This is a genomic window from Exiguobacterium sp. s121 (assembly GCF_018617245.1).
Lineage (GTDB): Bacteria > Bacillota > Bacilli > Exiguobacteriales > Exiguobacteriaceae > Exiguobacterium > Exiguobacterium profundum.
In genome coordinates, this window is record NZ_JACSJV010000001.1 from 71,007 (window position 1) to 93,735 (window position 22,729).

General features: G+C 47.1%; 27 protein-coding genes. 12 read left to right on the top strand and 15 right to left on the bottom strand.

Features of this window, described 5'->3' with window-relative positions:
- Positions 1-15 precede the first annotated feature (15 nt).
- Entirely contained in the window at positions 16-1,530 is a 1,515-nt protein-coding gene (locus tag KOG47_RS00480; protein ID WP_215243583.1) for a BCCT family transporter, read from the bottom strand.
- Between the two features lie 133 nt (positions 1,531-1,663).
- On the opposite strand from KOG47_RS00480, the gene KOG47_RS00485 reads away from it, so the two are divergent.
- The gene (locus KOG47_RS00485; protein ID WP_196431374.1) at positions 1,664-2,512 is read left to right on the top strand and encodes a Cof-type HAD-IIB family hydrolase; all 849 of its coding nucleotides are present in this window, start codon (positions 1,664-1,666) and stop codon (positions 2,510-2,512) included.
- 568 nt (positions 2,513-3,080) lie between these two features.
- Positions 3,081-3,245: a hypothetical protein gene (locus KOG47_RS00490; RefSeq protein ID WP_167365511.1), complete on the top strand. Its 165-nt coding sequence runs from the start codon at positions 3,081-3,083 to the stop codon at positions 3,243-3,245.
- Positions 3,246-3,270: 25 nt separating this feature from the next.
- On the opposite strand, the gene abc-f is transcribed toward KOG47_RS00490, so the two are convergent.
- A complete protein-coding gene (abc-f, locus tag KOG47_RS00495; RefSeq protein WP_215243584.1) occupies positions 3,271-5,115 on the bottom strand; it encodes a ribosomal protection-like ABC-F family protein in 1,845 nt (614 codons plus the stop codon).
- A 327-nt stretch (positions 5,116-5,442) separates the two neighbouring features.
- Between abc-f and KOG47_RS00500 the strand changes: the two genes are divergently transcribed.
- A complete protein-coding gene (locus KOG47_RS00500; RefSeq protein WP_215243585.1) occupies positions 5,443-6,342 on the top strand; it encodes a DMT family transporter in 900 nt (299 codons plus the stop codon).
- Between the two features lie 43 nt (positions 6,343-6,385).
- On the opposite strand, the gene KOG47_RS00505 is transcribed toward KOG47_RS00500, so the two are convergent.
- The 4 genes from KOG47_RS00505 to KOG47_RS00520 form a co-directional block, all read right to left on the bottom strand.
- Positions 6,386-6,568: a hypothetical protein gene (locus KOG47_RS00505; RefSeq protein ID WP_215243586.1), complete on the bottom strand. Its 183-nt coding sequence runs from the start codon at positions 6,566-6,568 to the stop codon at positions 6,386-6,388.
- 14 nt (positions 6,569-6,582) lie between these two features.
- Positions 6,583-7,488 carry a Gfo/Idh/MocA family protein gene (locus KOG47_RS00510; RefSeq protein ID WP_215243587.1) on the bottom strand — a complete coding sequence of 302 codons (906 nt, stop codon included), beginning with the start codon at positions 7,486-7,488 and terminating at the stop codon, positions 6,583-6,585.
- Positions 7,489-7,551: 63 nt separating this feature from the next.
- Positions 7,552-8,274 (bottom strand): anti-sigma factor, encoded by a 723-nt coding sequence (locus tag KOG47_RS00515; RefSeq protein ID WP_215243588.1) that lies wholly within the window; start codon positions 8,272-8,274, stop codon positions 7,552-7,554.
- Complete coding sequence (locus KOG47_RS00520; RefSeq protein WP_211782130.1) at positions 8,271-8,831, bottom strand: RNA polymerase sigma factor; 561 nt, start codon at positions 8,829-8,831, stop codon at positions 8,271-8,273. Before KOG47_RS00520 ends, KOG47_RS00515 begins: the two co-directional genes overlap by 4 nt.
- Positions 8,832-8,958: 127 nt before the next feature.
- On the opposite strand from KOG47_RS00520, the gene KOG47_RS00525 reads away from it, so the two are divergent.
- Positions 8,959-9,144, top strand: a complete 186-nt coding sequence (locus tag KOG47_RS00525) for a hypothetical protein (RefSeq protein WP_148209475.1) — start codon at positions 8,959-8,961, stop codon at positions 9,142-9,144.
- An 85-nt stretch (positions 9,145-9,229) separates the two neighbouring features.
- Positions 9,230-10,030, top strand: coding sequence for an HAD family hydrolase (locus KOG47_RS00530; RefSeq protein ID WP_215243589.1), 801 nt, complete (start codon positions 9,230-9,232; stop codon positions 10,028-10,030).
- Here KOG47_RS00530 and KOG47_RS00535 read toward each other — a convergent pair.
- Together KOG47_RS00535 and KOG47_RS00540 are read right to left on the bottom strand one after the other, a co-directional pair.
- Entirely contained in the window at positions 9,976-10,281 is a 306-nt protein-coding gene (locus KOG47_RS00535) for an RNA polymerase sigma factor (RefSeq protein ID WP_074035485.1), read from the bottom strand. The genes KOG47_RS00530 and KOG47_RS00535 overlap by 55 nt on opposite strands.
- 155 nt (positions 10,282-10,436) lie before the next feature.
- Complete coding sequence (locus tag KOG47_RS00540) at positions 10,437-10,652, bottom strand: hypothetical protein (protein WP_012727536.1); 216 nt, start codon at positions 10,650-10,652, stop codon at positions 10,437-10,439.
- 121 nt (positions 10,653-10,773) lie between these two features.
- Between KOG47_RS00540 and KOG47_RS00545 the strand changes: the two genes are divergently transcribed.
- The 4 genes from KOG47_RS00545 to KOG47_RS00560 all read left to right on the top strand — a co-directional run bounded on the left by KOG47_RS00545 (position 10,774) and on the right by KOG47_RS00560 (position 13,254).
- The gene (locus KOG47_RS00545) at positions 10,774-11,007 is read left to right on the top strand and encodes a WYL domain-containing protein (RefSeq protein ID WP_012727535.1); all 234 of its coding nucleotides are present in this window, start codon (positions 10,774-10,776) and stop codon (positions 11,005-11,007) included.
- On the top strand, positions 11,004-11,204 hold the full coding sequence (locus KOG47_RS00550; protein WP_159563075.1) for a helix-hairpin-helix domain-containing protein: 201 nt from the start codon (positions 11,004-11,006) through the stop codon (positions 11,202-11,204). Before KOG47_RS00545 ends, KOG47_RS00550 begins: the two co-directional genes overlap by 4 nt.
- A gap of 151 nt (positions 11,205-11,355) precedes the next feature.
- On the top strand, positions 11,356-12,813 hold the full coding sequence (locus tag KOG47_RS00555) for a UDP-N-acetylmuramoyl-L-alanyl-D-glutamate--2,6-diaminopimelate ligase (protein WP_196431365.1): 1,458 nt from the start codon (positions 11,356-11,358) through the stop codon (positions 12,811-12,813).
- Positions 12,814-12,909: 96 nt separating this feature from the next.
- The gene (locus KOG47_RS00560) at positions 12,910-13,254 is read left to right on the top strand and encodes a YflT domain-containing protein (RefSeq protein ID WP_012727532.1); all 345 of its coding nucleotides are present in this window, start codon (positions 12,910-12,912) and stop codon (positions 13,252-13,254) included.
- Positions 13,255-13,321: 67 nt separating this feature from the next.
- Here the strand turns inward: KOG47_RS00560 and KOG47_RS00565 are convergent, their stop codons facing one another.
- Positions 13,322-14,314: an MDR family oxidoreductase gene (locus KOG47_RS00565; RefSeq protein ID WP_159563073.1), complete on the bottom strand. Its 993-nt coding sequence runs from the start codon at positions 14,312-14,314 to the stop codon at positions 13,322-13,324.
- Between the two features lie 143 nt (positions 14,315-14,457).
- Between KOG47_RS00565 and KOG47_RS00570 the strand changes: the two genes are divergently transcribed.
- The gene (locus KOG47_RS00570) at positions 14,458-14,880 is read left to right on the top strand and encodes a hypothetical protein (protein ID WP_012727530.1); all 423 of its coding nucleotides are present in this window, start codon (positions 14,458-14,460) and stop codon (positions 14,878-14,880) included.
- An 18-nt stretch (positions 14,881-14,898) separates the two neighbouring features.
- Here KOG47_RS00570 and KOG47_RS00575 read toward each other — a convergent pair whose 3' ends face one another.
- The 4 genes from KOG47_RS00575 to KOG47_RS00590 all read right to left on the bottom strand — a co-directional run bounded on the left by KOG47_RS00575 (position 14,899) and on the right by KOG47_RS00590 (position 17,312).
- The gene (locus KOG47_RS00575) at positions 14,899-15,108 is read right to left on the bottom strand and encodes a hypothetical protein (protein WP_012727529.1); all 210 of its coding nucleotides are present in this window, start codon (positions 15,106-15,108) and stop codon (positions 14,899-14,901) included.
- Positions 15,109-15,190: 82 nt separating this feature from the next.
- Positions 15,191-15,898, bottom strand: coding sequence for an SDR family NAD(P)-dependent oxidoreductase (locus KOG47_RS00580; RefSeq protein ID WP_214690380.1), 708 nt, complete (start codon positions 15,896-15,898; stop codon positions 15,191-15,193).
- Positions 15,899-15,909: 11 nt separating this feature from the next.
- Positions 15,910-16,299 carry a GNAT family N-acetyltransferase gene (locus tag KOG47_RS00585; protein WP_074035497.1) on the bottom strand — a complete coding sequence of 130 codons (390 nt, stop codon included), beginning with the start codon at positions 16,297-16,299 and terminating at the stop codon, positions 15,910-15,912.
- Positions 16,296-17,312: a serine hydrolase domain-containing protein gene (locus tag KOG47_RS00590; protein WP_196431363.1), complete on the bottom strand. Its 1,017-nt coding sequence runs from the start codon at positions 17,310-17,312 to the stop codon at positions 16,296-16,298. The genes KOG47_RS00585 and KOG47_RS00590 overlap by 4 nt, the downstream gene beginning before the upstream one ends.
- A 118-nt stretch (positions 17,313-17,430) precedes the next feature.
- On the opposite strand from KOG47_RS00590, the gene KOG47_RS00595 reads away from it, so the two are divergent.
- On the top strand, positions 17,431-18,384 hold the full coding sequence (locus KOG47_RS00595) for a GGDEF domain-containing protein (RefSeq protein ID WP_215243590.1): 954 nt from the start codon (positions 17,431-17,433) through the stop codon (positions 18,382-18,384).
- A 20-nt stretch (positions 18,385-18,404) separates the two neighbouring features.
- On the opposite strand, the gene KOG47_RS00600 is transcribed toward KOG47_RS00595, so the two are convergent.
- On the bottom strand, positions 18,405-20,183 hold the full coding sequence (locus KOG47_RS00600; RefSeq protein ID WP_215243591.1) for a solute:sodium symporter family transporter: 1,779 nt from the start codon (positions 20,181-20,183) through the stop codon (positions 18,405-18,407).
- A 182-nt stretch (positions 20,184-20,365) separates the two neighbouring features.
- Between KOG47_RS00600 and KOG47_RS00605 the strand changes: the two genes are divergently transcribed.
- Complete coding sequence (locus KOG47_RS00605) at positions 20,366-20,995, top strand: hypothetical protein (protein ID WP_215243592.1); 630 nt, start codon at positions 20,366-20,368, stop codon at positions 20,993-20,995.
- 53 nt (positions 20,996-21,048) lie between these two features.
- On the opposite strand, the gene mgtE is transcribed toward KOG47_RS00605, so the two are convergent.
- Complete coding sequence (gene mgtE / locus KOG47_RS00610; RefSeq protein WP_196431359.1) at positions 21,049-22,407, bottom strand: magnesium transporter; 1,359 nt, start codon at positions 22,405-22,407, stop codon at positions 21,049-21,051.
- Between the last annotated feature and the right edge of the window lie 322 nt (positions 22,408-22,729).

Here is a 22,729-nt window from a genome sequence, read left to right on the forward strand (position 1 = left end):
GTTTAAAAATACAGCTTATTTTATTTTTCGTACGTTCTCTTGTCGGAGTAACTTAAATAATGTGAACACCATCAGCAGAAGAATAATCGTGAAGGGCAAGGCGGAAATCAACGACGCAGTTTGAAGTCCTTCTAAGCCACTCGCAATCAACAAGACGGCAGCGATTCCTCCTAACAGAACTCCCCAAGCGATTCGAACGGGGAGGGGCGGATTCAAGCTACCGTTCGTCGTCATACTACTGATGATATAGGTGGCAGAATCGGCCGACGTGATCAAGAACGTCAAAATCAAGAGAATCGACAAGACGGACAGGATGAAACTGAATGGGAGCTCGGCAAACGTCACGAACAATGCGCTCGTCACGTCCGCATTGACGGCTTCAGCGATGGAAGTCCCTTCGAATAAATCTAGATATAGGGCAGTGCCCCCGAATACGGCAATCCAAAGGAGCGCAATGAACGGAGGAACGATGAGGACACCGACGATGAATTCACGAATGGTACGTCCTCGTGAGACACGTGCGACGAACGCTCCGACAAATGGGGACCAGGCGATGGCCCATGCCCAATAAAAGATTGTCCAATCCCGGACCCACGTCCCTTGTTGATACGGTTGTAGACGAAGACTATAGCGAATGAAATTTTGTAAGTAGTCACCTAGACCGAGCGTCAAGGTTTCTAAAATGAAAATGGTAGGACCGGCAAAGAAGACGAAGACCATCAACACGAGTGCGGTACCTAAGTTGATGTTACTCAACCACTTGATGCCACGATCGAGCCCCGTCGTCGTCGATGTTAAAAAGAGAGCGGTCAAGACGACGATGATGGCGACTTGCATCCAAGCGGTGTTCGGGAGCCCGAACACACTGTTCAGTCCGCCATTGATTTGAAGAACACCTAAACCAAGCGACGTCGCGACACCCATGACGGTGGCAATGACCGCTAAAATATCAATCGTCTGGTTCAACGGTTGTTTGTACGGTCGTTCTTTTATAAGTGGTGACAGGCTAGTCGAGATGAGTCCATCCGCATTACGACGGAACTGGAAGTAGGCGATGATCAGTCCGACAATCGCAAAGACAGACCATTGACTGACACCCCAATGGAAGAACGAATAGGCCATCGCGAGGCGTGCCCCTTCGACTGTCAATGCCTCCGTATCCGCATAAGGTGGCGTAAAGAAATGGCTCATCGGCTCAGCAACACCCCAAAAGACGAGTCCGACACCGAATCCGGCGGAGAATAACATGCCGATCCAAGTAAAGAACGGATATTGAGGGCGATCGTCATCCTTCCCAAGACGGATTTTTCCGTATTTACTGAACGCTAAAAAGACTAAAAAGAGCACAAACAAGAATACGGAAAGTAAATAGAACCAACCGAACGAGCGAGTCGTAAAGTTAAAAATAGATCCTGCGATTGAAGCGAATGTCGTTGGTGCAATCGCTCCAAATAGAACGAGTAAGGCAATCAAACTTGCTGAAATGTAAAAGACGCGATTCAAACGTGGCTTTTGTGTAGAATCTTTCATAGATGTCCCCTTTCAAAAAAAATTATGTAGCATTAATAAACGGTTCCCTAATCTCCACATTGCAAACAGGAGACGCATTTCATCGTGTTTTGTATAGTTGAATCGGGAAAAGAACCAAAGAGGAGGGAACGATATGAAATTGATTGCGATTGATTTAGACGGGACGCTGTTATCGCGCACAGGCGTGATTACAAAGGCAAACCAGGAGGCGATTCGTCGTCGGCAAGAACAGGGTGATATCGTCACGATTTGTTCAGGACGTTCGATTCATGATATCGAGGAGCTGTTGAAGCGAAGTGACCTCGTCTGTCCGATTTTGTCAGGTAACGGAGCAATCGGGTTTTATGAGAACGAGCGAATTTACTATCATGCGATGGATCAAACGGTTGTAGACGAGCTATGGGAAATCGCGAACGCAGATGATGCGTACGTCGAATTTTATACGAATGCGGGAGTGAAAGTACTCCGTTCAGGGAGTGATTTATTAAAACGGGAACTCAATGAGGTGTTGCCACATGATCAATCGTTCACCCGTGAGTGGGCGGAACGTGAGATTGAAATCCAAAATGAGCAGTTCGGTCTGACATATATGGATTCGATGGCAGACATCGACTTTGCACGAGATGAAGTGTACAAGGTGTTTGTCTATTCGTTCGATCGCCGAAAGCTACACCGGTTGCGTAAAATCTATGAACCACGGAACGATATTTTGATTACGACTGCGGGGTGGACGAAAATTGAAATCGGACATCCTCATGCGAGTAAAGGCGCAGCCTTGAAACAGCTAGCTGAGCATTATCAGATTCCGATGCGTGATGTCGTCGCCATCGGAGACAATCTGAATGATGTGTCGATGTTCGAAGTGGCAGAAACAAGGATTGCGATGGGGAATGCTGTGGATCCGTTAAAAGATTTGAGCACGCATATTACAAAGGATGTAGAAGAGGACGGGGTCGCTTATGCGCTGACGCATTATGTATGAATTGGATTATGGAGAAATCGTGAACGAGGATTGAATCTCACTTAAAACGGATATTGTATACATGTAACCATTCACTTTCTGAAATGAGTTGGGAACGGGGAGGCACTTTCGTCACCTGTCGCTTATGGATGAAAGGGATGGGCAAAGTCCATATGAACGTGAATCGTGTATTCCAAACGATGATACGTCGGCCTCTGCTTGCCATCGGAGCAAGCATACCAGACAGACTGTTTGTATACGGAATTCCACATGATCCGCGTCAGAAGTGGACATCATAGGTGCCAAGTCCTCTCGTGCCCATTCGATCAAAATGTCTATGAGTCACCTATTCGATTTCATGTTTTCGAATGAAAAACAATTGGTGAACCAATGGACGATGAACGGATTGGAATGATGCGTCACGTTGGCTTGGACATCTCTAGTCGAACCAAATCATGGATGGGACGGTCAATCGAGCAAGGGCTTGGTTGGATGAAAGTCCGGGGACTAGAGAATCAAGAAAAGCGCCGAGCGAGGGCGCTTTTCTTGTGGTATCCTATTGAGTGAATGCAACCGATGGAGGGATCATATGCCAAAGCTATATTGGTTCGGAACGTTCCTTAGTGGAGTGATTCTTTTGACAACGGGAACGATGGAAGGTCTTTACCGCATACTCCCAATTGGGTTGATGGCTATCGCGGTCATCGGCTATTTCATACAGATTCGATTCGAGCAAAAGAAGCGGCGCCCTTGATTGGGTGCCGCTTCTCTATATTAGGTTATAAAGATTCGAGCAAACGTGTCATCACGTCATCGATTTCTTTTTGCAATGCATCAACTTGTCGTTGTAACGCCATCAATTCATCAAGGTCATCCAATTCATTCATCCGTTGGAGCAGTGCCCGATGTTCTGTCTCTAATTGGGTTAGGTGAGCTTCCTCATCAACCGTAGATGGAGCGACTTTCGTCTGCTTCAGCGATTTTGATGGTTTGACGCGCTCCGTTACAGGTTCATCTTTCGATGCCTGTCCACGCTTGTCGAGGGCATAGGCGACATTACCTTCGAAACGCGTCATCGTCCCGTCGAGCCAATACGTGATGGGGAACAGCTTATTTAAGAAGTAGCGGTCATGAGAAACCGTAACGACCGTTCCAGGGAAACGTTCGAGCGCCTCTTCAAGTGCCTCTCTCGATTCGATATCCAAATGGTTCGTCGGCTCGTCTAGAACGAGGACATTGATTTCTTCATGGACGAGGATGGCAAGCATGAGTCGCATCTTCTCCCCGCCGCTCAAATTTGAGACAGGCTTAAACACACTCGCACCGTAAAATAGAAATTGAGCGAGAAGGTGCCTCGCTTTGCCTTCATCGACTGCGATCCGGTCCCGAAACGCCTCGATTAAGCGATGTGACTCATCGAAGGTAATGTGTTGCGACAGATATCCAATTCTGGCTTGATCGGCTCGTCGGACGGTCCCAGCTTGAGGGATAACTTCACCGAGTAACATTTTCAAAAGCGAAGATTTTCCACTCCCGTTCGGTCCGACGATGGCGACGCGTTCCCCGTGACCTGTATAAAAGTGCACGTTTTCAAATAGAGGACGATCATACGTGAGTGTCACGTCACTCACTTCGAAGACGTCACGCCCGGTTCGCCCGTTCGTCGTGAACTGGATATTCGGTTGCTCGGCTTCGAGTTGTGGTCGCTTGATTCGTTCAATTCGTTCGAGAGCCTTTTCCATCGATTTGGCGCGACGATAGAACTTTTCATTCGGCGGATTGCCCTCGTTGGCCCATTGCCGCAACTGCCGGATCGTTTCCTTCATTTTTTTGATTTTCTTCTGTTGCTCCGTGTAAGCGTGAAACTGGTCAAGCAACTGTTTTTCTTTTTGGGCAACGAAGTCCGTATAATTCCCAGGATAACTCGTCAATTCTCCATCCTCGCACTCGACGATTCGCGTGGCGACCGCATCTAAGAAGACCCGGTCATGGGAGACGATGAGGAGCGCTGAATCGTAATCCTGTAAATAGGATTCGAGCCAAGTCATCGCTTCTAAATCTAGATGGTTCGTCGGTTCGTCCAAAATGAGTAGCTCTGGTTCCTGAAGGAGTGCTAAGGCGAGACCGATTTTTGTACGCTCGCCCCCGCTTAGCGTATCGAACGGTTGGTCCACGAATGAGGTCAATTTGAGTCCATCAATCATTGCGCTGATTTTTGACTCGTAGACATATCCACCCGCATGTTCGAATTGTTCTTGAATGGCACCGTATGATTCGAGAAGGCGTTCGAGCTGTTCGGACGTCGCCATCTCTTGCTCGAGGGAAGACATTTTTTCACTCAGGCGAGTCACTTCCTCAAAAGCAGTATAGAGGACGTCACGACCACTGCGTCCAGGGTAGTCAGGAAGCTGCACCAAATAGCCGATAGAGAGTCGTTGTCGGCGGTAAATCGTACCGGCGTCATGCTCTTCAGAGCCGACAAGGATTCGTAACAGCGTCGTTTTGCCACTGCCGTTTCGGCCGACAAGACCGACTCGTTCGTTTTCGTTCATGAATAAATTCGCATCTGTGAGAACGGCGTGCCCGCCGTATTGTTTTTGAATGTGTTGAAGATCGATCAACATAATAGGTTCCTCCTAAGGTTAGGGCCTATCAAAAAAACCGAACGCAAAGAAGCGCTCGGTTTAGAAAGAGAGAGGCGCTTTGTCGTATATTCAGCAATGTCTAAAAAAGGACAGACGGGTCCCTTGATTAAGCGACATCGTGAAAAATCGCACGCAAAATGTACAAATGTTCAGTTGTCCAATGCGTACGTCCGACAAATTTCACCTTTCTCCCTCCTTTCATTCATCCATATCTTGATTGTAAGCGTTTTTCTTACGACTGACAATGAAAATAAAGGAAATGGAAGCAAGGATGTCGTATATAGTCGCCATCGAGGAGGCGAAGAAATGAGGAAAGAATGGCTAGGAGCACTCAGTTTGACCCTTGCGGCGAGTATATGGGGCGGGATGTATGTGGTCAGTAAGTATGCACTCGCATATATTGAACCGTTCACGTTCGTCTGGTTACGATACGCTGTTGCATTTATGGTCTTATTCGTCGTTTGGTTTCGGTTTGGACGAGAATCGATTCGAAGGGCAGATTGGAAATGGATCGGACTTGTCGGTGTCATCGGATACGTTGCCTCGATTTCGTTTCAATTTATCGGAACGAAGCTATCGGATGCACATACCGGGTCTCTTGTGACCGCAGCGACGCCAGCTTTCATGGTGTTATTTGCCCGAATCCTATTGAAAGAACGACTGACTCCTGTCAAGATTGGAGCACTTGGGCTGGCAACGGTCGGTGTTCTCATCGTCGTCGGTTGGGAAGGGGAAGGGACGTATCGAGTAGGCAGTTTCATACTTGTTCTAGCTGCCGTGACGTGGGCACTCATGTCCATTTATGTGAAAATCGGGACGCAGACCTTATCGACGTTGACACTGACGACGTTTGCGATTGGAGTTGCCTGGTTGTTGATGACGCCTTTGATGAGTATAGAGGTCATGCAAAACGGCTTTCCAGAATTGAATGGTGTCCTTTGGCTCAGTGTTCTCTATATCGGTGTCGTATCGACGGCAGGAGCGTTTTTCTTTTGGAACAAAGGACTCGAGTTGATGGATGCGAGTGTCGGGTCACTCTTTTTCTTCTTTCAACCCTTGGTTGGTGGGACGCTCGGGTGGCTCGTTTTGAACGAAACGCTCCATCTTAACTTCTTTATCGGTGCCGGTTGTATCATGACGGCTGTGACGTGGTCGACGCTCGCGGAACGAAGAGAACAACTGCCGATTTCAAATCGTCATCTGTAATGGCAAAGCGGTCGCCCTCATTTTGGAGGGTGACCGCTTTTGATTAAAATCCATGATGGTCGAGTTTGTCTTGTTCGCGCTTCATCTCGAGTTCAAGCCGTTGGATCGCGAGTTTTTCTTCTTCGATCTTCAATCGTCGTTCTTCGACACTAGCTTTCTTCATCTTGATGATCGTATCAGAACCGATTGCAGTGACAACAATGACCATAACCATAATAAAAACCACAGATACTCCTCCTATTATGAGAATACGTTCGTGACAAGTCGTTGTGTCTCAAGGGCAACACGACCGTCCGTTAAAATCGCTGTATCCTCGATGAGTGCGGAAATGAAGTGGTCAATCGCGCCTTGGAAACCACGTTGCACGAGTGTCGTGTCCCATGAACCGAACGTTTCGACTTCATGCCGACCTTGCTTGAAACGATGTAGCGTGACCATCTCTTCGATGGACAATCGTTCCCCATCCCGTACGATCGAGACGAGCTCATGGTTCACTCCTGCTGAACGGTGCATCGATGTCGTGTGCATTCCGTGCTCATCTTGCCACACGTGGCGGGCGAATCGAAGCTCATGCCTGTCATTGACTTCGACGTGACCCGAGACGAGTGTTAGCTTATTACCAGCGAGGAAACGTAGCGTATCAATGACATGTAAGTAATCATCGAGTAAGGTGAAGGTCGCATCCTTAGGGCCGACGTCATTCTCGCGATGTTTTACCACATCAATCATGTGAGCAGAGGACTCGTTTTGTAGACGCATATACATCGGAGCGAAACGTCGATTGAACCCGACCATCAATTTACGCCCAAGACGTTCGGCTTGAATGACGAGTTGCTCCGCTTCCTCGATTGTTGCGGCGAGGGGCTTATCAACATAAACATCGACACCGTGATCTAATAAATACGATACGATGTCATAATGAGTTTCCGTTGAACTATGTACGAACGCTGCATCGATGGATGAGGCGAGTTCATTCAACGTGTCGAAAGAGGTCATTCGATACGTTTGGCAAATCATGTCTCGCTTAGATGTGTTCGGGGAAAAGGCACCGATCAAGTCGATTCGAGGATGAATCGAAAGGATGGGTAAATACGCTTTTTGAGCGATATTTCCAAGTCCGACAATACCGATTTTTGGTTTTTGCATCCCATTCACTCCTTTGGTTCATCATAACAAAAAACCGGACAGCGGATGTGTCCGGTTCAAGAATTAAAGACTAGCACTTAAGACGATTTCACCTTGTGGCGTTTCATTGCCACGATTCGGTTCTTTTGTGACGGCGACGGTATCCCAGTCGACGTCGACTTCATCTGAGTCGAGTGTGTAGATAACCGTCCCGTTCCCTTTGTCATCGGTGACAAAAGCGCCGGTCGGAATCGGGGCACCATCTTTTAATAGCCATACTTGATATACCTCATTGGCATCGAGTGAGGCTAGACCATTCGTTTGGACGATCAGTTGTGTCGCACCGTCCTGCTCTGCAAGGTAAGCGGTCCCTTCCGATTCGCCGTCGAGTGGAATCGTTTCGGTTAACGCGATGGCAGGGGCATCAGGCTGATTGGTAAGCAAATATCCATTCCCGATTAAGGAGAGGAGGAGTGCCGCTGCTAAAGCGACCATTCCCCAGACCGGTACGTTCCGTTTCTTCTTCTGTTTGAACGGTGTCGCCGGTGGAACTGATGCAGAAGTGTCGGTTGTTATGACGGGTTCATTGTCTTCTTCTTCGAATACACGATCGAGGACACGCGCTTTCATGCCTCGGGGTGGCTCAGTCGGAGTAGACAAGAACGCGACGCCACCGACAAGAGCTTCAAGTTGTTCGAGCTCTTCTTGACAGTCTTTACACGTTGCCAGGTGTTGTTCAAATTTCATTCGTTCTTCTTCCGTTAAATGTTGGTTGAAGTAGTCAATCAATTGGTCGCATGCGTTCATTGTTCTACCTCCTTTCCGATGAATTCATGGGATAACTGTTTCCTCAGTTGCCTTAGCGCCAGTCGAATCCTTCCTTTTACCGTTCCGAGCGGGATGCCGCATGCATCAGCAATTTTTTGCTGGCTCAATCCTTGAAAATACATGAGTCGAACGACCTGCTGTTGTTCGGCTGGTAATGTGGCCATGGCTGTCTCGATTTGGGCGCGCTCTTCTTGCCACTCGACTTCTTTCTCGACGGACGGTGAGTCGGAAGGGATGGCCTCCGCGTAGGACTCATCTAATTGTAAATCCGGTTTACGCTTCCGAATTAAATCAATGGCCACATGACGGCTCATTGTGAAGAGCCAAGAACGAAATTTTCCTTTTGACTCATCGTAAACGCCTCCGCCACGCCAAAGCTTGATGAATACTTCTTGCATGGCTTCTTCGGCCAAATCACGATCTTTTGTCAGTTGTAGGACAAATGCGTATAAAATGCGTTCGTATCGATCATACAATATTTCGAGCGCTTCTTTGTCCTTTTTCCTGACACGCTCATATAACTCTAAGTCAGTCATAACATACTCCTTTGCGCAGAAGGGATGTCCCTTGTATTGATCTAACGTATAAAATCGAAAAATGGATGCCTATTTTGTGTGACTATTTATTGAACATGTCACTGCTTGATCCGGAAGCTTCGAATAGATGAATAATCTTAATTTCTCTGAAAGCTGGTACGTGATGAAGCTTAGTCCAATCGCCGTCATCAGCATCAAGCCAATCGCAGTTAAGGGAGAGCTCATCGTCGTCCATAAGAAGTATGTGCGAATGCCAAAAAGAAAAGCAAATACAATAAAAAATCCGGTAATCAAGCTACTCATTTGGCAATAAGCTCGAGAGATTCGTGAAATCATAAGATGCCTCCTTTGTTTCATTGTACTATAGGAGGAAGAGAAAACGATAAGGAGACGATATCATGAAGCGATTTACGAATGAGGGACACATCCTCATATGTTTTGATTTTGATGAGACCTACTTTCCTCATGCATGTACACCGGAACAATTGGCATCCGTTCGTCGGCTCGAAGATTTTTTGGAACAATATTCCCATCGATTGTCAACGATGTGGGTGACAGGTAGTTCACTCAAATCGCTACGTGAAAAAGTTGAACAGGCAAACCTTCGCTTTTGGCCTCACCGTATCGCTTCAAGTTTGGGTACGGAATTGTATCATATTGACGTAGACGGAACGTTTTCTTTAGAAGAATCCTATCAAGCGTTATTCCCGAGTGATTTTATATCTCGTGTGGAACGTGTTGCGTCACAGATTGAACAGATGCGGATTGAACTAGAAGCGCAACCGGGTTTTGGGACGAGTCCTTGGATCCGTAGCTATTACATCCGTGACCAAATCGGGTCTTGGAGCGAAACGCTTCGCATGCTAGCTGATAAAGAAGGTATTGCTGTCAACATCAGCCAATGCAATCCGCAAGCGGGTGATCCGATGGATGCATGGGATATTGATTTTTATCCAATCCATGCCGGAAAAGAATCCAGTGTTCGATATGTATGCACCACTGTTTCCTTCTTACGCAAAGAAACATATGCGTTCGGCGACAGTGGGAATGACCTTGGGATGTTAGCGCATGTAGGAAAAGGCTATTTAGTGAGCAATGCGACCGAACAGGCAAAACAGATGTATCCGGAGATGACAACAAAACCTTATGCAGAAGGGATTTTAGAAGTATTGGAATCTGATTTGTCCTCTTTCATATAGTGCATGATCTCCTCTAATGAACGGATGAGGGTCGCACGAATCGTTTCGGAATGTGGATTGAAGTGAAGACGTTGTTGCCAAATCCGACAAAATAAATCGGTCAAGGCCGCCTCTGCAGTTGCAGGATGGTCATTCAGATGAAGCGCATATCGATAAAGTAGTTTTTCATAGCGTGAGTATAAATGTTCTAAGGCTTGGCGATTTTTAAGACGAATTTGATCGACCAGGCGTTCATCGAGTGTAGGAAGCATATGCAACTCCTTTCGTATGGAATGAAGGTTTCAACGATAAAAGAATCAGGAACTTTACTCAGATAAAGCATCCTCTCTGTTCTTTCACTCATTTGCTCCCATTTAAACCAAGGAATATGAAGAATTGCGGTCGAATATGCATGCCCCTCAACGATTCAAAAAGTGTGATAACAATTCGGACAAGTTTGTGCGTCTCCCGGCGCGCGTTTGAATGATGTTTTACACTTCGGACAAGTGACGGTTTCACTCTGTTGATTGAACAAACTGCCACGATTGAATAAAATGTTGCGAAGGTTTGGTAACGCGAGCGCAGCGAAAATCATTGCCCCGAATAAAAAGGCAGCCAAGATCAGTAATAATACATAAGTCATCGGTTTTTTCCTCTCTCATTTGATTTCCTTCATCATAATCGAAATTTGAATCAGCGAACAGCTTATCAATAGAAATAGGAACAAATGTTCTGTATAATGAAAATAAAGGAGGGAAAACAGGATGAGAGAAGAATTGTTACGATGGATGCGTTCGGGACAAGTCACAGAAATGGTGTATGTCGATCGACATGGGACATTTTCAGAGCGGCGGGTCAAACTGATTAAAGTGCAAGGAGAGTACGTGGTGGCATGGGATTTGAATAAACAAGCGAGACGAACGTTTCGAATCGAGCAAGTTCTTGCCTGTCTTCCCATCAACGAACGATTTAGAAAGCGAAAGGCGGAGATTGGATGATTGCCTTACCAACGTTAGCAGCGCCAGCTAAAAGGGCACTAGTTGCTAAAGGAATCGAGTCTTTGCATGAATTGTGTCCCTATACACGCCGTGAGGTTGCGAGTTGGCACGGAATCGGACCGAATGCCCTTTTTGTCCTTGAGGCGGAGCTACTAAAGCACAATTTAGCATTCAAAATGGAGGAACCTAGTACGTGAGTGAAACGTCTAGGTTTTTTTTGTGAAGTGATTGCTTTTCTTTGAAAACGGGAAGTAATATATTTGTCATCTCAATTGCCGTTAAAATCTAGTAACATGACGATAAGGTTTTATGAACCTAGCGACACCCATGAGAAAGGACGTACACAGCATGAGAACGAAACGTTTATCCGCCATTTTACAAAATGAGATGGATGACATTTTTGATCCATGGGTGACCGGAGTCGAAACCGATTCCAGGAAGGTCAGTTCAGGGAATGTCTTTATTTGCATTCGCGGTTATACGGTTGACGGTCATAAGTTCGCGGAGGACGCCGTCGCCAACGGTGCGAGTGCGGTCATCTCAGAATATCCACTCGATCTCGATGTTCCGAATGTGGTTGTTGCCGATACGAAACAGACGGCAGGAGAGGTTGCGAGTGTATTTTATGATCATCCCTCTCATCGGATGCGTATATACGGTGTGACAGGAACGAATGGAAAAACTACGACGGCGACATTGACTTATGATTTGTTGCGTCTTTCAGGACGTCGTGCCGGAATCGTTAGTACGATTGGCGCGCGTTTTCATAATCAAACGGTTGAGACAGCCAATACGACACCAGAAGCCGTCGTCTTACATCGCATATTAGCAGAGATGGTCGATGCAGGCGTCACGGATTGCGTACTCGAGGTATCATCGCATGCCTTAATGGAAGGTCGCGTAGCGGGAATACACTTTCATGCTGCTGCGTTTACGAATTTGACGCATGATCATTTAGACTATCATCGTTCGATGGATGAGTATGCCCGGGCCAAAGCGCGATTGTTTGAACAGGTGGAAGTGACGAATGGTGAGGCGATTGTGTTAAATGCGGAAGATCCGGCTAGTCATGTCATGGCTGAGTTTGCGCCGACACGTCAAGCCATTATGTATAGTACAAAAGAGGACATCGAGGCGGACATCCAAGTGATTTGGCGTGAAGAAACGGTACTCGTCAGTATGAAGGAGTTCAAGCTCGAAGTGCCCGTCCGATTCATGGGGGCGTTCAACGCAGCGAACTTAGCGGCGGCCATTGGACTTGTGTCGACTTCGGATATGGCGCTACGGACCATCGTTTCAAATGTTCCAGGACTCACCTTGCCAAAAGGGCGGTTAGAACGTTTAGCTACAGAGGATGCCGAGATATATATCGACTATGCTCATACACCAGACGGGCTAGAGAAATGTTTGTCTACATTGCAACAAGACGACCGTGCACTTGTCGTCGTGTTAAGTGCGGCAGGAGACCGAGATCCCACGAAACGTCAAGATATGGGACGAATCGCAAGCCGCTATTCAAACGAGGTGATTGTCACGGTACATGATATCCGCATGGAAGACCCGAAACAAATCATTCGTGACTTAGTAAAAGGAATCCAACCGGATGTGAAGTATGTGACGTTTGAAGCAAGGGAAGAAGCCCTGCGCCATGCGGCCACGCAAGCGTTAGAAGGAAAGCGTGTCGTGGTCGTCGGGAAAGGACATGACCACATCGAACGGATTGGTCGCCAGTCGATTCCATTCAATGAATCGAACATTTTATTAGAAGAATTGAAAAAGCGAAAAGGGCAGGAACCTGCCGTTTAACAAAACGATGACGTTTGTCATCGTTTTTTAATGTGTGAAGAACAGGAAGGAAGGTAATAACTAATAATGTAGTAGAATTGAAGGAGGAGAATAGACATGTCAGTTTTGTACAAAGAATTTACAAATGATGAAGAAGTCGTTACCGCCGTTCAATCGATGAAAACAAATGGGATTGATGAATCTAACATCTACGTCATCACACATGACGATGATCGAAGTAAGCGTGTCGCGGACAATGCCGATGCGAACACCGTCTCAGCAAGTGACGTCGGTTTGGGGACAGCTGCCAAAAACGTGTTCCGCAAAAAAGGAGATGAACTGCGAGCCGATTTTCAGGAGCTCGGCTTCACAAAAGAAGAATCAGAGCGTCTCGAAGAAAAGTTAGATCAAGGGAAGGTACTCGTTGTCGTGAAAGACGCACCTGCCGGATTCACCATCTGATTTCACACCATGGAGAATAGAGAGGAAAGAGGCTGAATCGTGAGTGATTCAGCCTCTTTTCATGTGCTTAGCGAAGGCGGACGACGGTACGACCGCTCAATTCGCCACGCATCATCGCCTCGGCGTGACGAGGGACGTCGTGTAACGGAATCTCATGGATCATCTCGTTGAGAACTTTCGGATCGATGAGTTCTTCGAGGCGTTCCCATGCGTTCGTACGACGAACCATGGGTTGCATGACCGAATCGATGCCGATGAGCTTCACGCCGCGTAAAATAAACGGATAAACGCTCGTCGGCAACTCGGCGCCTCCGACGAGACCGCATGCGGCGACAGCACCTTCATATCGTATCTGGCTCAAGATGTTGGCGAGTGTATTTCCACCGACCGAATCGATAGCGGCATCGAAGCGTTGCTTGGCAAGGGGACGGGCAGGTCCTTCTAATTCGCTTCGATCGATGATCGTCTCGACACCGAGTGAGCGTAAGTATGGTGAATCTGTTTTACCAGTAGAGGCGACGACATGGTAGCCGAGGCGACGAAGCAACGTAATCGCGAAGCTTCCGACACCACCTGTCGCTCCTGTGACGAGCACTTCTTCGCCTGGACGCACACCAGCGTGTTCGAGTGCATCAATGGAAAGCATGGCGGTGAGTCCTGGTGTTCCGATGGCGATTGCATCTCGCATGCTCATTCCTTTAGGTAACTTCACGAGCCATTTCCCCGGTACTTGCGCATACTGGCTAAATCCACCGAAATGCCGTTCCCCAATCCCGAAACCAGTGGCAATCACCTCATCGCCAACTTTGATGTCGAGGTGGTCTGATTCGACGACAGTTCCAACGAATTCGCATCCCGGAATGAACGGATAGCGATTGACGATTTTTCCTGAAGTCGTCAATCCGAGCGCGTCTTTATAATTCAATGCGGAATAGTGGACTTCGACTAAGACGTTTCCATCCTCTTCTTTCGGAAGGACGTCGGCGTTCACTTCTTTTACTTCGGCATGAAGGCGTTCCTCGTGTTGGTCTAGCACGAGTGCTTGGAATGATTCATTCATCTGCTTAACCTCTTTTCCTATAGATGTCCTCACTCTAACAGTCTTTCCCTGGCAAAATGAAATATATGCACGAATCTTTAGGGGGAAACGGGTAGAGAGTGGTACAATAAAGGGGATTCAAATTGCGTAAGGAGGAATGTAGTATGCGGCACGATGACTATGAGTTTGACGATGTAGAAGTAGAAGAAGGCGAATTGTTCAACGTATACGATATTCTCCCACCAGACGGGACGATCCTGGAGATGGCGACAGCTGAGGAAATGGTTCGAGCGGCCGAATTAGAAGCGAAGCATCATGCGCTCCAACGGCTCCAAGATTCAAACTTCCAGTTAACAGGCGTGTCGTTCAAAGAACTTCTGACAGAATTTGAACAGTATGAGCAAGAGTCAATGGAGTTCTGGACAGGTGTTTATAACCGATTACGCATTCCTTGGGCGTGGACGATTCGAATCGATGTGGCCAATGGTCCGATTCACGTCGTGAACGATCGCGATATCTTTATCGATGAAGACGACTTCGAAGAATATGATGTTGATGATTTATTAGAGGAATACGAAGAAGATTGAATCAAAAACGTCTTTCCCTCATTCAGATGGGAAAGACGTTTTTTTGTCGTGGAGCAGGTCGTGACGGATTCGGCTGAGTTCAGTCGCCCCAAATAATAATCCGACACTACATAAAATTGAAACACCACTCACCATCGCCCCGACGACAGCGGTATCACCAATCATTGTGAACGACATTGTGAGGCTAAACAGTCCAAATAGCAGTAATCCTCCAGCAATGGTTTTCATAAAATTCACCCTTTCACGTATCTATGCATGTAGTGTAGACGGTTTGACGAGAGAAGGGTGTTTATTTTTTTGACCTGGTAAATTATTTGATTAAGTCGTAAATCGAATAGGTCTTGCCATTTTCTAGAGGACGGTCAATCAACTGTTCAGCAAATATACGAGCGACCGTTTCAGGAGAACGGAGTCGTCCTTCTGTTTCGTATGCACGGAATTGTTCAAGGTCAGCGAACGCCTCTTTCGAGGAAGAACGAATCTCCGCCTGCATCGACGTATCCATCACACCTGGATTGAATAGAGCTGCACGATGTGAGGTTCCTTCTAGCTCTAGTGCAAGCGTCTCCGTGAAATGATCGAGTCCTGCTTTCGTGCCACAATATGCGCTCCAACCTGAGATCGGACGTTTGGCCGCGCCAGAGGTCACATGAATCAAATCGGTCGGCTTACCGAAAGCGAGGACCGCATTCGCCAATAGCATCGGCGCAAGCAGGTTGGCGTGGACATGAGCGGTCACTTTCTCACCATCTAATTGTCCGACACGATGAATCGGTTCAATCCATGCTGCATTTTGAACGAGCAAAACCGAATCAGCCCGCTCTAGAAACGGTGTGATCTCCCGAATGACTGCATCAATCCCCGAGACGTTTGATAGGTCGACTGATCGTTGCTGATACGTAACGTCTTCCGCCTGTGAGCGAGAGAGCCCGACCACCTCGTAATCTCTAGCTTGTAGTTCCTGAGCGATGGAACGGCCGAGACCACGCGATGCGCCTGTGATGAGAGCAAGTTTCATATACATTCCTCCTATTCGTGAATCGTTTTCCGAAAACCGTAGAACGGACGAAACCGTAATTTCTCGTAATATGTGTGGGAATTTTGACTTGCGAGCATCTCAAGCCGTGTGTCTGGATAAAGTGTATGGACGTGTTGGAGTAACTGTTCGCCAAGACCACGTCTACGATATGTAGAAGCGACCAACAGTTCACAAACATACAAACTGACTGTCGTATCAGTCAATCCGCGCAAATAAGCGACAATCTTTCCATTTTCAGACTCCATCACATAGGTGACGTTTGATTGACGCCATGCCTCACGGGTCAACGCGTCACGTTCTACCAATTGGCTCCAACCTTCATCGCGATTAAGTTGTTGAATCGAGTCAAAGTCTGATTCCATATAAGTACGAATGTTCATTCAATCCGTTCTCCAATCTGCATTTCAATCTGTTTCATGACGTCGAACGCCCCATCTGATTGATTTGAACAAATGACCGAGATGGTATCGATTTCTGGATAGTAACCAGAATGGAAACTGACACCAGGGTCATAGCCCATCACGTGATATTTATAGACATCTCCCGATGCGTGATGTTGAATCCAAAGTCCGTATCCATAACTCCCGCCGCGGTCATTAACCGTCACGTGTGGTGTCAAAAGAAGCGACGTAGAAGCGGTATCAAGAAGCTGATGTGAAAACAGCGATTTCCAAAATTTAGTCATGTCTTGAGCGGTCACATACGCGCCACCATCTGCTCCTCCTTTGATTGGAATCGCATATTGGTTTGTACGCCATGTGCCGTCCGAGTGGTCAATATAACCGAGTGCTGTTCTAGAAGGCAAGGCATCGAGTGAAAAGTATCCAGAATCAATCATACCAGCAGGATGAAAAATCGATTGTTCGACATAGTCGGTGAAAGATTGCCCGGTCACATCTTCTACAATCAACCCTAACAGAATATATCCTGCATTATTGTAGGAGAATCGAGAACCCGGTTCGTCTTTCATAGATTTTTGTTGAAACAACGGTAAAAAATCACGTAACTGTTGAAGCCGATACATCGGGATATCACGCCATAGCGCTTCAAAGTCATCAGAGACGGATTCATCAAAATAGTCAGGGATTCCTGATGTGTGCGTCAACAACTGATGTACGGTGACGTTTGGTGACAGATGAGTTAAGGCAAATGTTTGAAATGAGTCAAGCGAGGTGGAAAAGGATAGTTTCCCTTGCTCGACTAACTGGCAAATCGCGATTGCTGTAAACAGCTTGCAACCGGACGCAATTCCGAACCGTGTCATCACGTCATGTTGAATCTGTTCTGAGCGATTCGCATAGCCGTAAGACTGGTGGATTGATCCATTTCGATTGGTGAGCAAATAGACACCCGAAAATGTCTCGTCAATCGATGGATGTGTGAAATGTGGCATGAGAAACCTCCATGTATTGAGTGATTCAATAAGTCGACTATATCATGTCCATCACAATCTCTCTAAAATTTACTCAATTTTCAAAAAAACATTTACCAAATAACAGGAATTGAGACAGGTGTCTGACCTCGAACGTGGTACGATATGGGCGAACAGAGAGGAAGTGGATTCAATGACGTTATTCTTCTGGGGGATACTCGTTGGATTTTTAATTGCCTTGTGGCTATATAAACGTCCACAGCCACATTCACAGTCTCTTTCGTTTATGCATTTCGGGAATCAAACGAAAGATGTCATTTACATTTTTGAAACGAAACCGACGTGGCGTTTCCGATACATCAGTCCTTCTTTAGATTTATATCTCGGAGACGGGACGGTGATGCAAAGTTATTCAGATGCACAAGAGTGTTTTCGGAGAATCCACCCGGACGATCGGCGACTATTACTCGATAAAGTGGCGGGACGCGTCAATTATGAAGAAGCGATTCTTCAACGATGGCGCACGAATGACGGCGCTTACGTATGGTTCGAGGAATATACGACGCCAATCTATGAGAATGGTGAAATCGTAGCAGTTCAAGGTGTGATTCGGAACATCGAAGCAGCCATGACCGAGCGTGAACGTCTCATGTATGAAAGTCGCCACGATAGCTTGACCGGTGTCTTCAATCGTCGGGCGTTTGAAGACACGATTGCTCAAGCAGAAAATGCGTGTAACGTCGGAATCATCGTGCTGGATGTGAACGATTTGAAAGTCGTGAACGACATGGAAGGGCATTCTGCTGGTGACGATTTGTTGAAACGGGTCGGGAAGATTCTTCAGGGAATTGAATCATCCGTGTATCGTTTAGGGGGAGATGAGTTCGTCTTGTTTCTAGAGATGATGCCCCGCGATGCATGTGAACGAATGGTTCGTCAAATCGAAGCGGCTTGTCAAAAAGAATCGATTTCTGTCGCCATCGGGTTGGCGTGGGCATCTTGTCCAGAAACGATTGAGGCGCTTTTGCAACGTGCGGACGATGCCATGTATGAACGGAAGCGACAACAAAAAGTAGACCTCCTTGACGTGTAAGTTCAAGGAGGTCTATTGGTTTAGCTGCTTTGTTCTTCTACATCGGACGGCTCTTCACCCAAATTGTTTAGATAGCGTTCATAACGAGAAATACCATAGCGGTAAGATGCCCAGATGAGCCCGGACGTTATGACGATAAGTCCCACTGTCAGTGGAGCAAACCATCCGGAAACGATGCCGTTCGCATAAGCGAGTCCGATTGGCGAGAAGACAAGGTAAACGAAAATCATCGAAGCGACGAGCAAAATGGATGTCGAAAGGGCATGACGCCATGGTTTGACTCTCCCTAGTTCGATTCGGATCGGATTCGCTTGAAGCATTGGTCGCACACGCGCAAATACGAGCATGATCCCCGTCTCGATGACGAAGAGGATTCCGTAAATATGGATAAAGTTGATGCCGATTTCGACGCCGAACCATTGTTTCGTCCCCCATACGAGGAAATAGTAAGCGATGACGTGGAAAAAGACGACGGTCTTCGCGGCGATTGGCGGCACACGTTTAACAAGCATCCCGATTAAAACGATGACGAGAATCGGGATGTTGAAGAAACCGGTGAAGCGACGAATCAAGTCCCACAAGCCATCTGGCGCATACATAAGATTCGGGGCGACAAAGAACGAGACGAGTGCAACGAACGTCCCGAACCATTTGCTGACGCGAATCAAATCTTGGTCAGAAGCATCCGGTTTAAACTTCGGTTTGTAAATGTCGAGTACGAAGAGCGTCGCGATACTATTCAAGAGCGAGTTGAACGAGCTGAATACGGCACCGAGCAAGACGGCGAGGAAAAAGCCCATGAGCCACATCGGTAACAGCTCGGCAATCAAACTCGGATAAGCGAGGTCTGCCTTCTCGACGTTCGACCCGTACAAGTGAAACGCGATGACGCCAGGTAACAACATGAAGATTGGAACGAGTAATTTCAAGTAGCCGGTAAAGAGAACGCCTTTTTGTCCTTCCGCTAAGTTTTTTGCACCGAGGGCCCGTTGAATCACGTATTGATTCAGTGCCCAATAGAACAAGTTCGCAAAAATCATTCCGGTGAAAATGGAGAGAAACGGGACCGAGTCGTTAGCGGAACCGATGGCGTTCAACTTTTCGGGATTCGTCGTCGCAATCGTCTTCATCCCGTCCAATAAATTCCCGTCCCCTAGTGCGAGAAAGCCTAGTGTCGGAACGAGGAATCCAATGATGATGAGTCCGATCCCGTTCAACGTGTCCGATACGGCAACGGCACGAAGACCTCCGAAGATGGCATAAATCGCCCCGATAATCCCAATGAACCAAACGACGAGCCAAAGGGACTGCTCAAAGCTGATGCCGAGAAGGGCCGGCACATCGAACAGTTGCAGGACGGCTAATCCACCCGAGTACAGCATCGATGGAATCGTCACGCACATATAGCCGAGTAGAAATAACAAGACAGTCAATCTACGAACGTCCTCGTCATAGCGTTGACTTAAAAATTCAGGAATGGTCGAAATTCCGATGCCAAGAAAACGTGGCAACAAAAAGAGCGCCATGATGATGGCAGCGATACCGGCCGTCACTTCCCATGCCATCGCTGACATGTTCCCGGCGAACGATTGGCCATTTAAGCCAATCAATTGTTCCGCTGACAAGTTGGTCAACAGGAGCGATCCCGCGATGAAGACACCCGTTAAACCGCGACCAGCCAAGAAGTAATCGTCGGCGCTTTCGACTTTTCCTCTCGTCATGCGATACGAGACGTAAGCGACGAGCGCCATGAACAGGGCGCCGGTCACGAGTATGTAGAGTACTTGTTGAAATGTCATGAAATCCCCTCATTCCTTACTTATGTTTTATATGTATTTTTAGGAAATACCCTAAATTATAAGAAGGTAGTCCTATTGTTTTGATCGAATCATACAGAAACCATGAACGTGGGGACGATTGCGTACTTGTCGTACGAGAGTAGAAAATCGATGAGGATGGATGGACCGATGGGAGGGACCTCGTGAAGAAGTGGATGATTGGAATGTTATCTGTTGTAGTGATAGCAGGTTATATCATGTTTAGCGAAATGCTGAAAGAAGAAAACACGAGTGATTTGGCTGTGACCGAAAGCTTCCGACATATAGACGATTTAGCTACAAGCTCGCCGATTGTCATCGTCGGCAAAGTGAGCAGTGCTCCCAAACCGTTTACACATCAATCGGTCACATTCTTTGAATCACACATTCAAGTGCAGCGTGTCTATCGAGACGTGAGTGGTCAACTGAAGTCAGCCGATACGATCACCCTTTTACAAAATGATATGGAAGAAGACCCGCTCGTCAAACGAGACGAGACCGTTTTGCTGTATTTACAAAGATATGAAGGACCCGTGATGGAGAATGCATATCGGATTGTCGGTCTACAACTGGGACATTTCAGAGTGAATCGGACGGGGACACTGACTTCGGTAGGAAAACCTAACCTTTATCAAGAAAGCGGGCTCAGTGCTGACTTGAGCAAGCTAGAGACATCATTGAAAGACAATCCTTATGTGGAAGAAAGAAACGAAGTGATGACGGATGAGGAAATCAGGGCTTTTAATGAAAATGAAGTGCGTTTGTTTGAGGAGTCTCAACAACATGACGAGTAAAAGCGGCGCTGACAACATCAGCACCGCTTTTATAATCGGATTTTTTTCAAATGTCATAAAAACTGGAGCATGGACGTCGCGACCGTGAAGTAGATGATGAGACCGAGGTTGTCCATCAGCGTCGTGATAAACGGTCCAGAGGCAACAGCGGGGTCTAACTTCAGGCGATTGATGAGAAGCGGGACAATCGTTCCAATCATCGTGGCGACACTGAGTGCGGCGAAGATAGAAACCCCGACAATGAAGCCGATCAGCATATTGTCGTATAGCAGCGTGATGACGCCAAAAATGACAATCATACACGCAATCCCTAAGATGATGCCGGTTCCGAGTTCGCGTCGAATCATCTTCATAACGTTCTTTCGATTGATGGTCCCGAGTGCAATTGAGCGCACAGCGACGACGAGTGATTGCGTGGCTGCGTTCCCGGCAGAGCCCATGACAAGTGGCATGAAGACGGCGAGTAGCACAATCGTCTCAAGGGTGTCTTCGAAACCGCCAATCGTCGAAGCTGTAATCATGCCGAGAAACATGAGGCTGACAATCCAAGGGGCACGTTTTTTCGCTGCTTCAAGCGGACTCATGTTGATATCAGACGAACCTTTCGTCGCGGAGAGTTCTTCAAAGTCTTCTGTCGTTTCGCGCTCGATGACGTCTAATACATCATCGACCGTGATGATGCCAAGTAGCTTTTGCTGATCATCGATAACGGGAAGGGCCAACAAATCGTACTTCTGGACAATCCTGGCCAAGTCTTCCTGGTCGGTCATGACGTTTGCCGAAATGACGCGGAACCCCATGATGTCTTCAATTTTCGCCTCGAGCGGTGCGACAATCAAATCACGTAAGGAGACAACACCAACCAGTTGGTGCGCTTGGTCGACCACATATAGGTAATAAATCGTTTCGGCATCTGGTCCGAGTTCACGCAACTCTTCAAGGGTCAGTCCGACCGTCTTATCAGCTTGAAGGACGACGAACTCGGTCGTCATGAGCGATCCAGCCGTTTCCTCCGGATATTGCATCAAGTCTTTGACTTCTTGTTCCTCGATATCATCCATCTGCTCAAATAGCGTGTCCATGAACGCATCGGGTAGTTCCCGCATCAAGTCGGCCGCGTTGTCCGAATACATTTCATTCAAGATTCGGACGGCATACGGTTGGGGTGTTTCTTGGATGAATGTACATTGCTCTTCTAACGTCAGTTTTTCAAATAGATCGGTGAATACCTCAGGGGAGATGGTTCGATACACGAACGACCGCTCATGTTGAGTCAGTTCGATAAAATGATCCGCCTGTTCACCCGGGTGGAGAGAGAGAAAAAGGTCTTGAAAATCGACCGGGTCTCCCTTTTGAATCAATGTACGAAGCGCTGCTTCATGTTCGTTGTATTCCGTTTCTTCAATTTTCATATGCTCACATCCTGATCTCTCACATTTTCAATTTCATTTACGGTGAATAAAAAAAGTTTTCTACATTTTTTAGGGCGATGCTATACATCAGCCATACATCTTATTTCCCTTTGCCATCGTCCTGATTTCTAGAGCATTGTTTGTTCATTCACATGAGTGAACATTTATTCATATCAATGCGGAATCGACAACAGATGAACTGTCGGATTAGACATTCGCAAATTTGGTAAAGTGATAAGGTAAGGGTAGTCACACACCCGAATCACAAGGAGGAAGCGAGATGATCTCAATGACGAATCAACCGATTTCACAAGATACGACG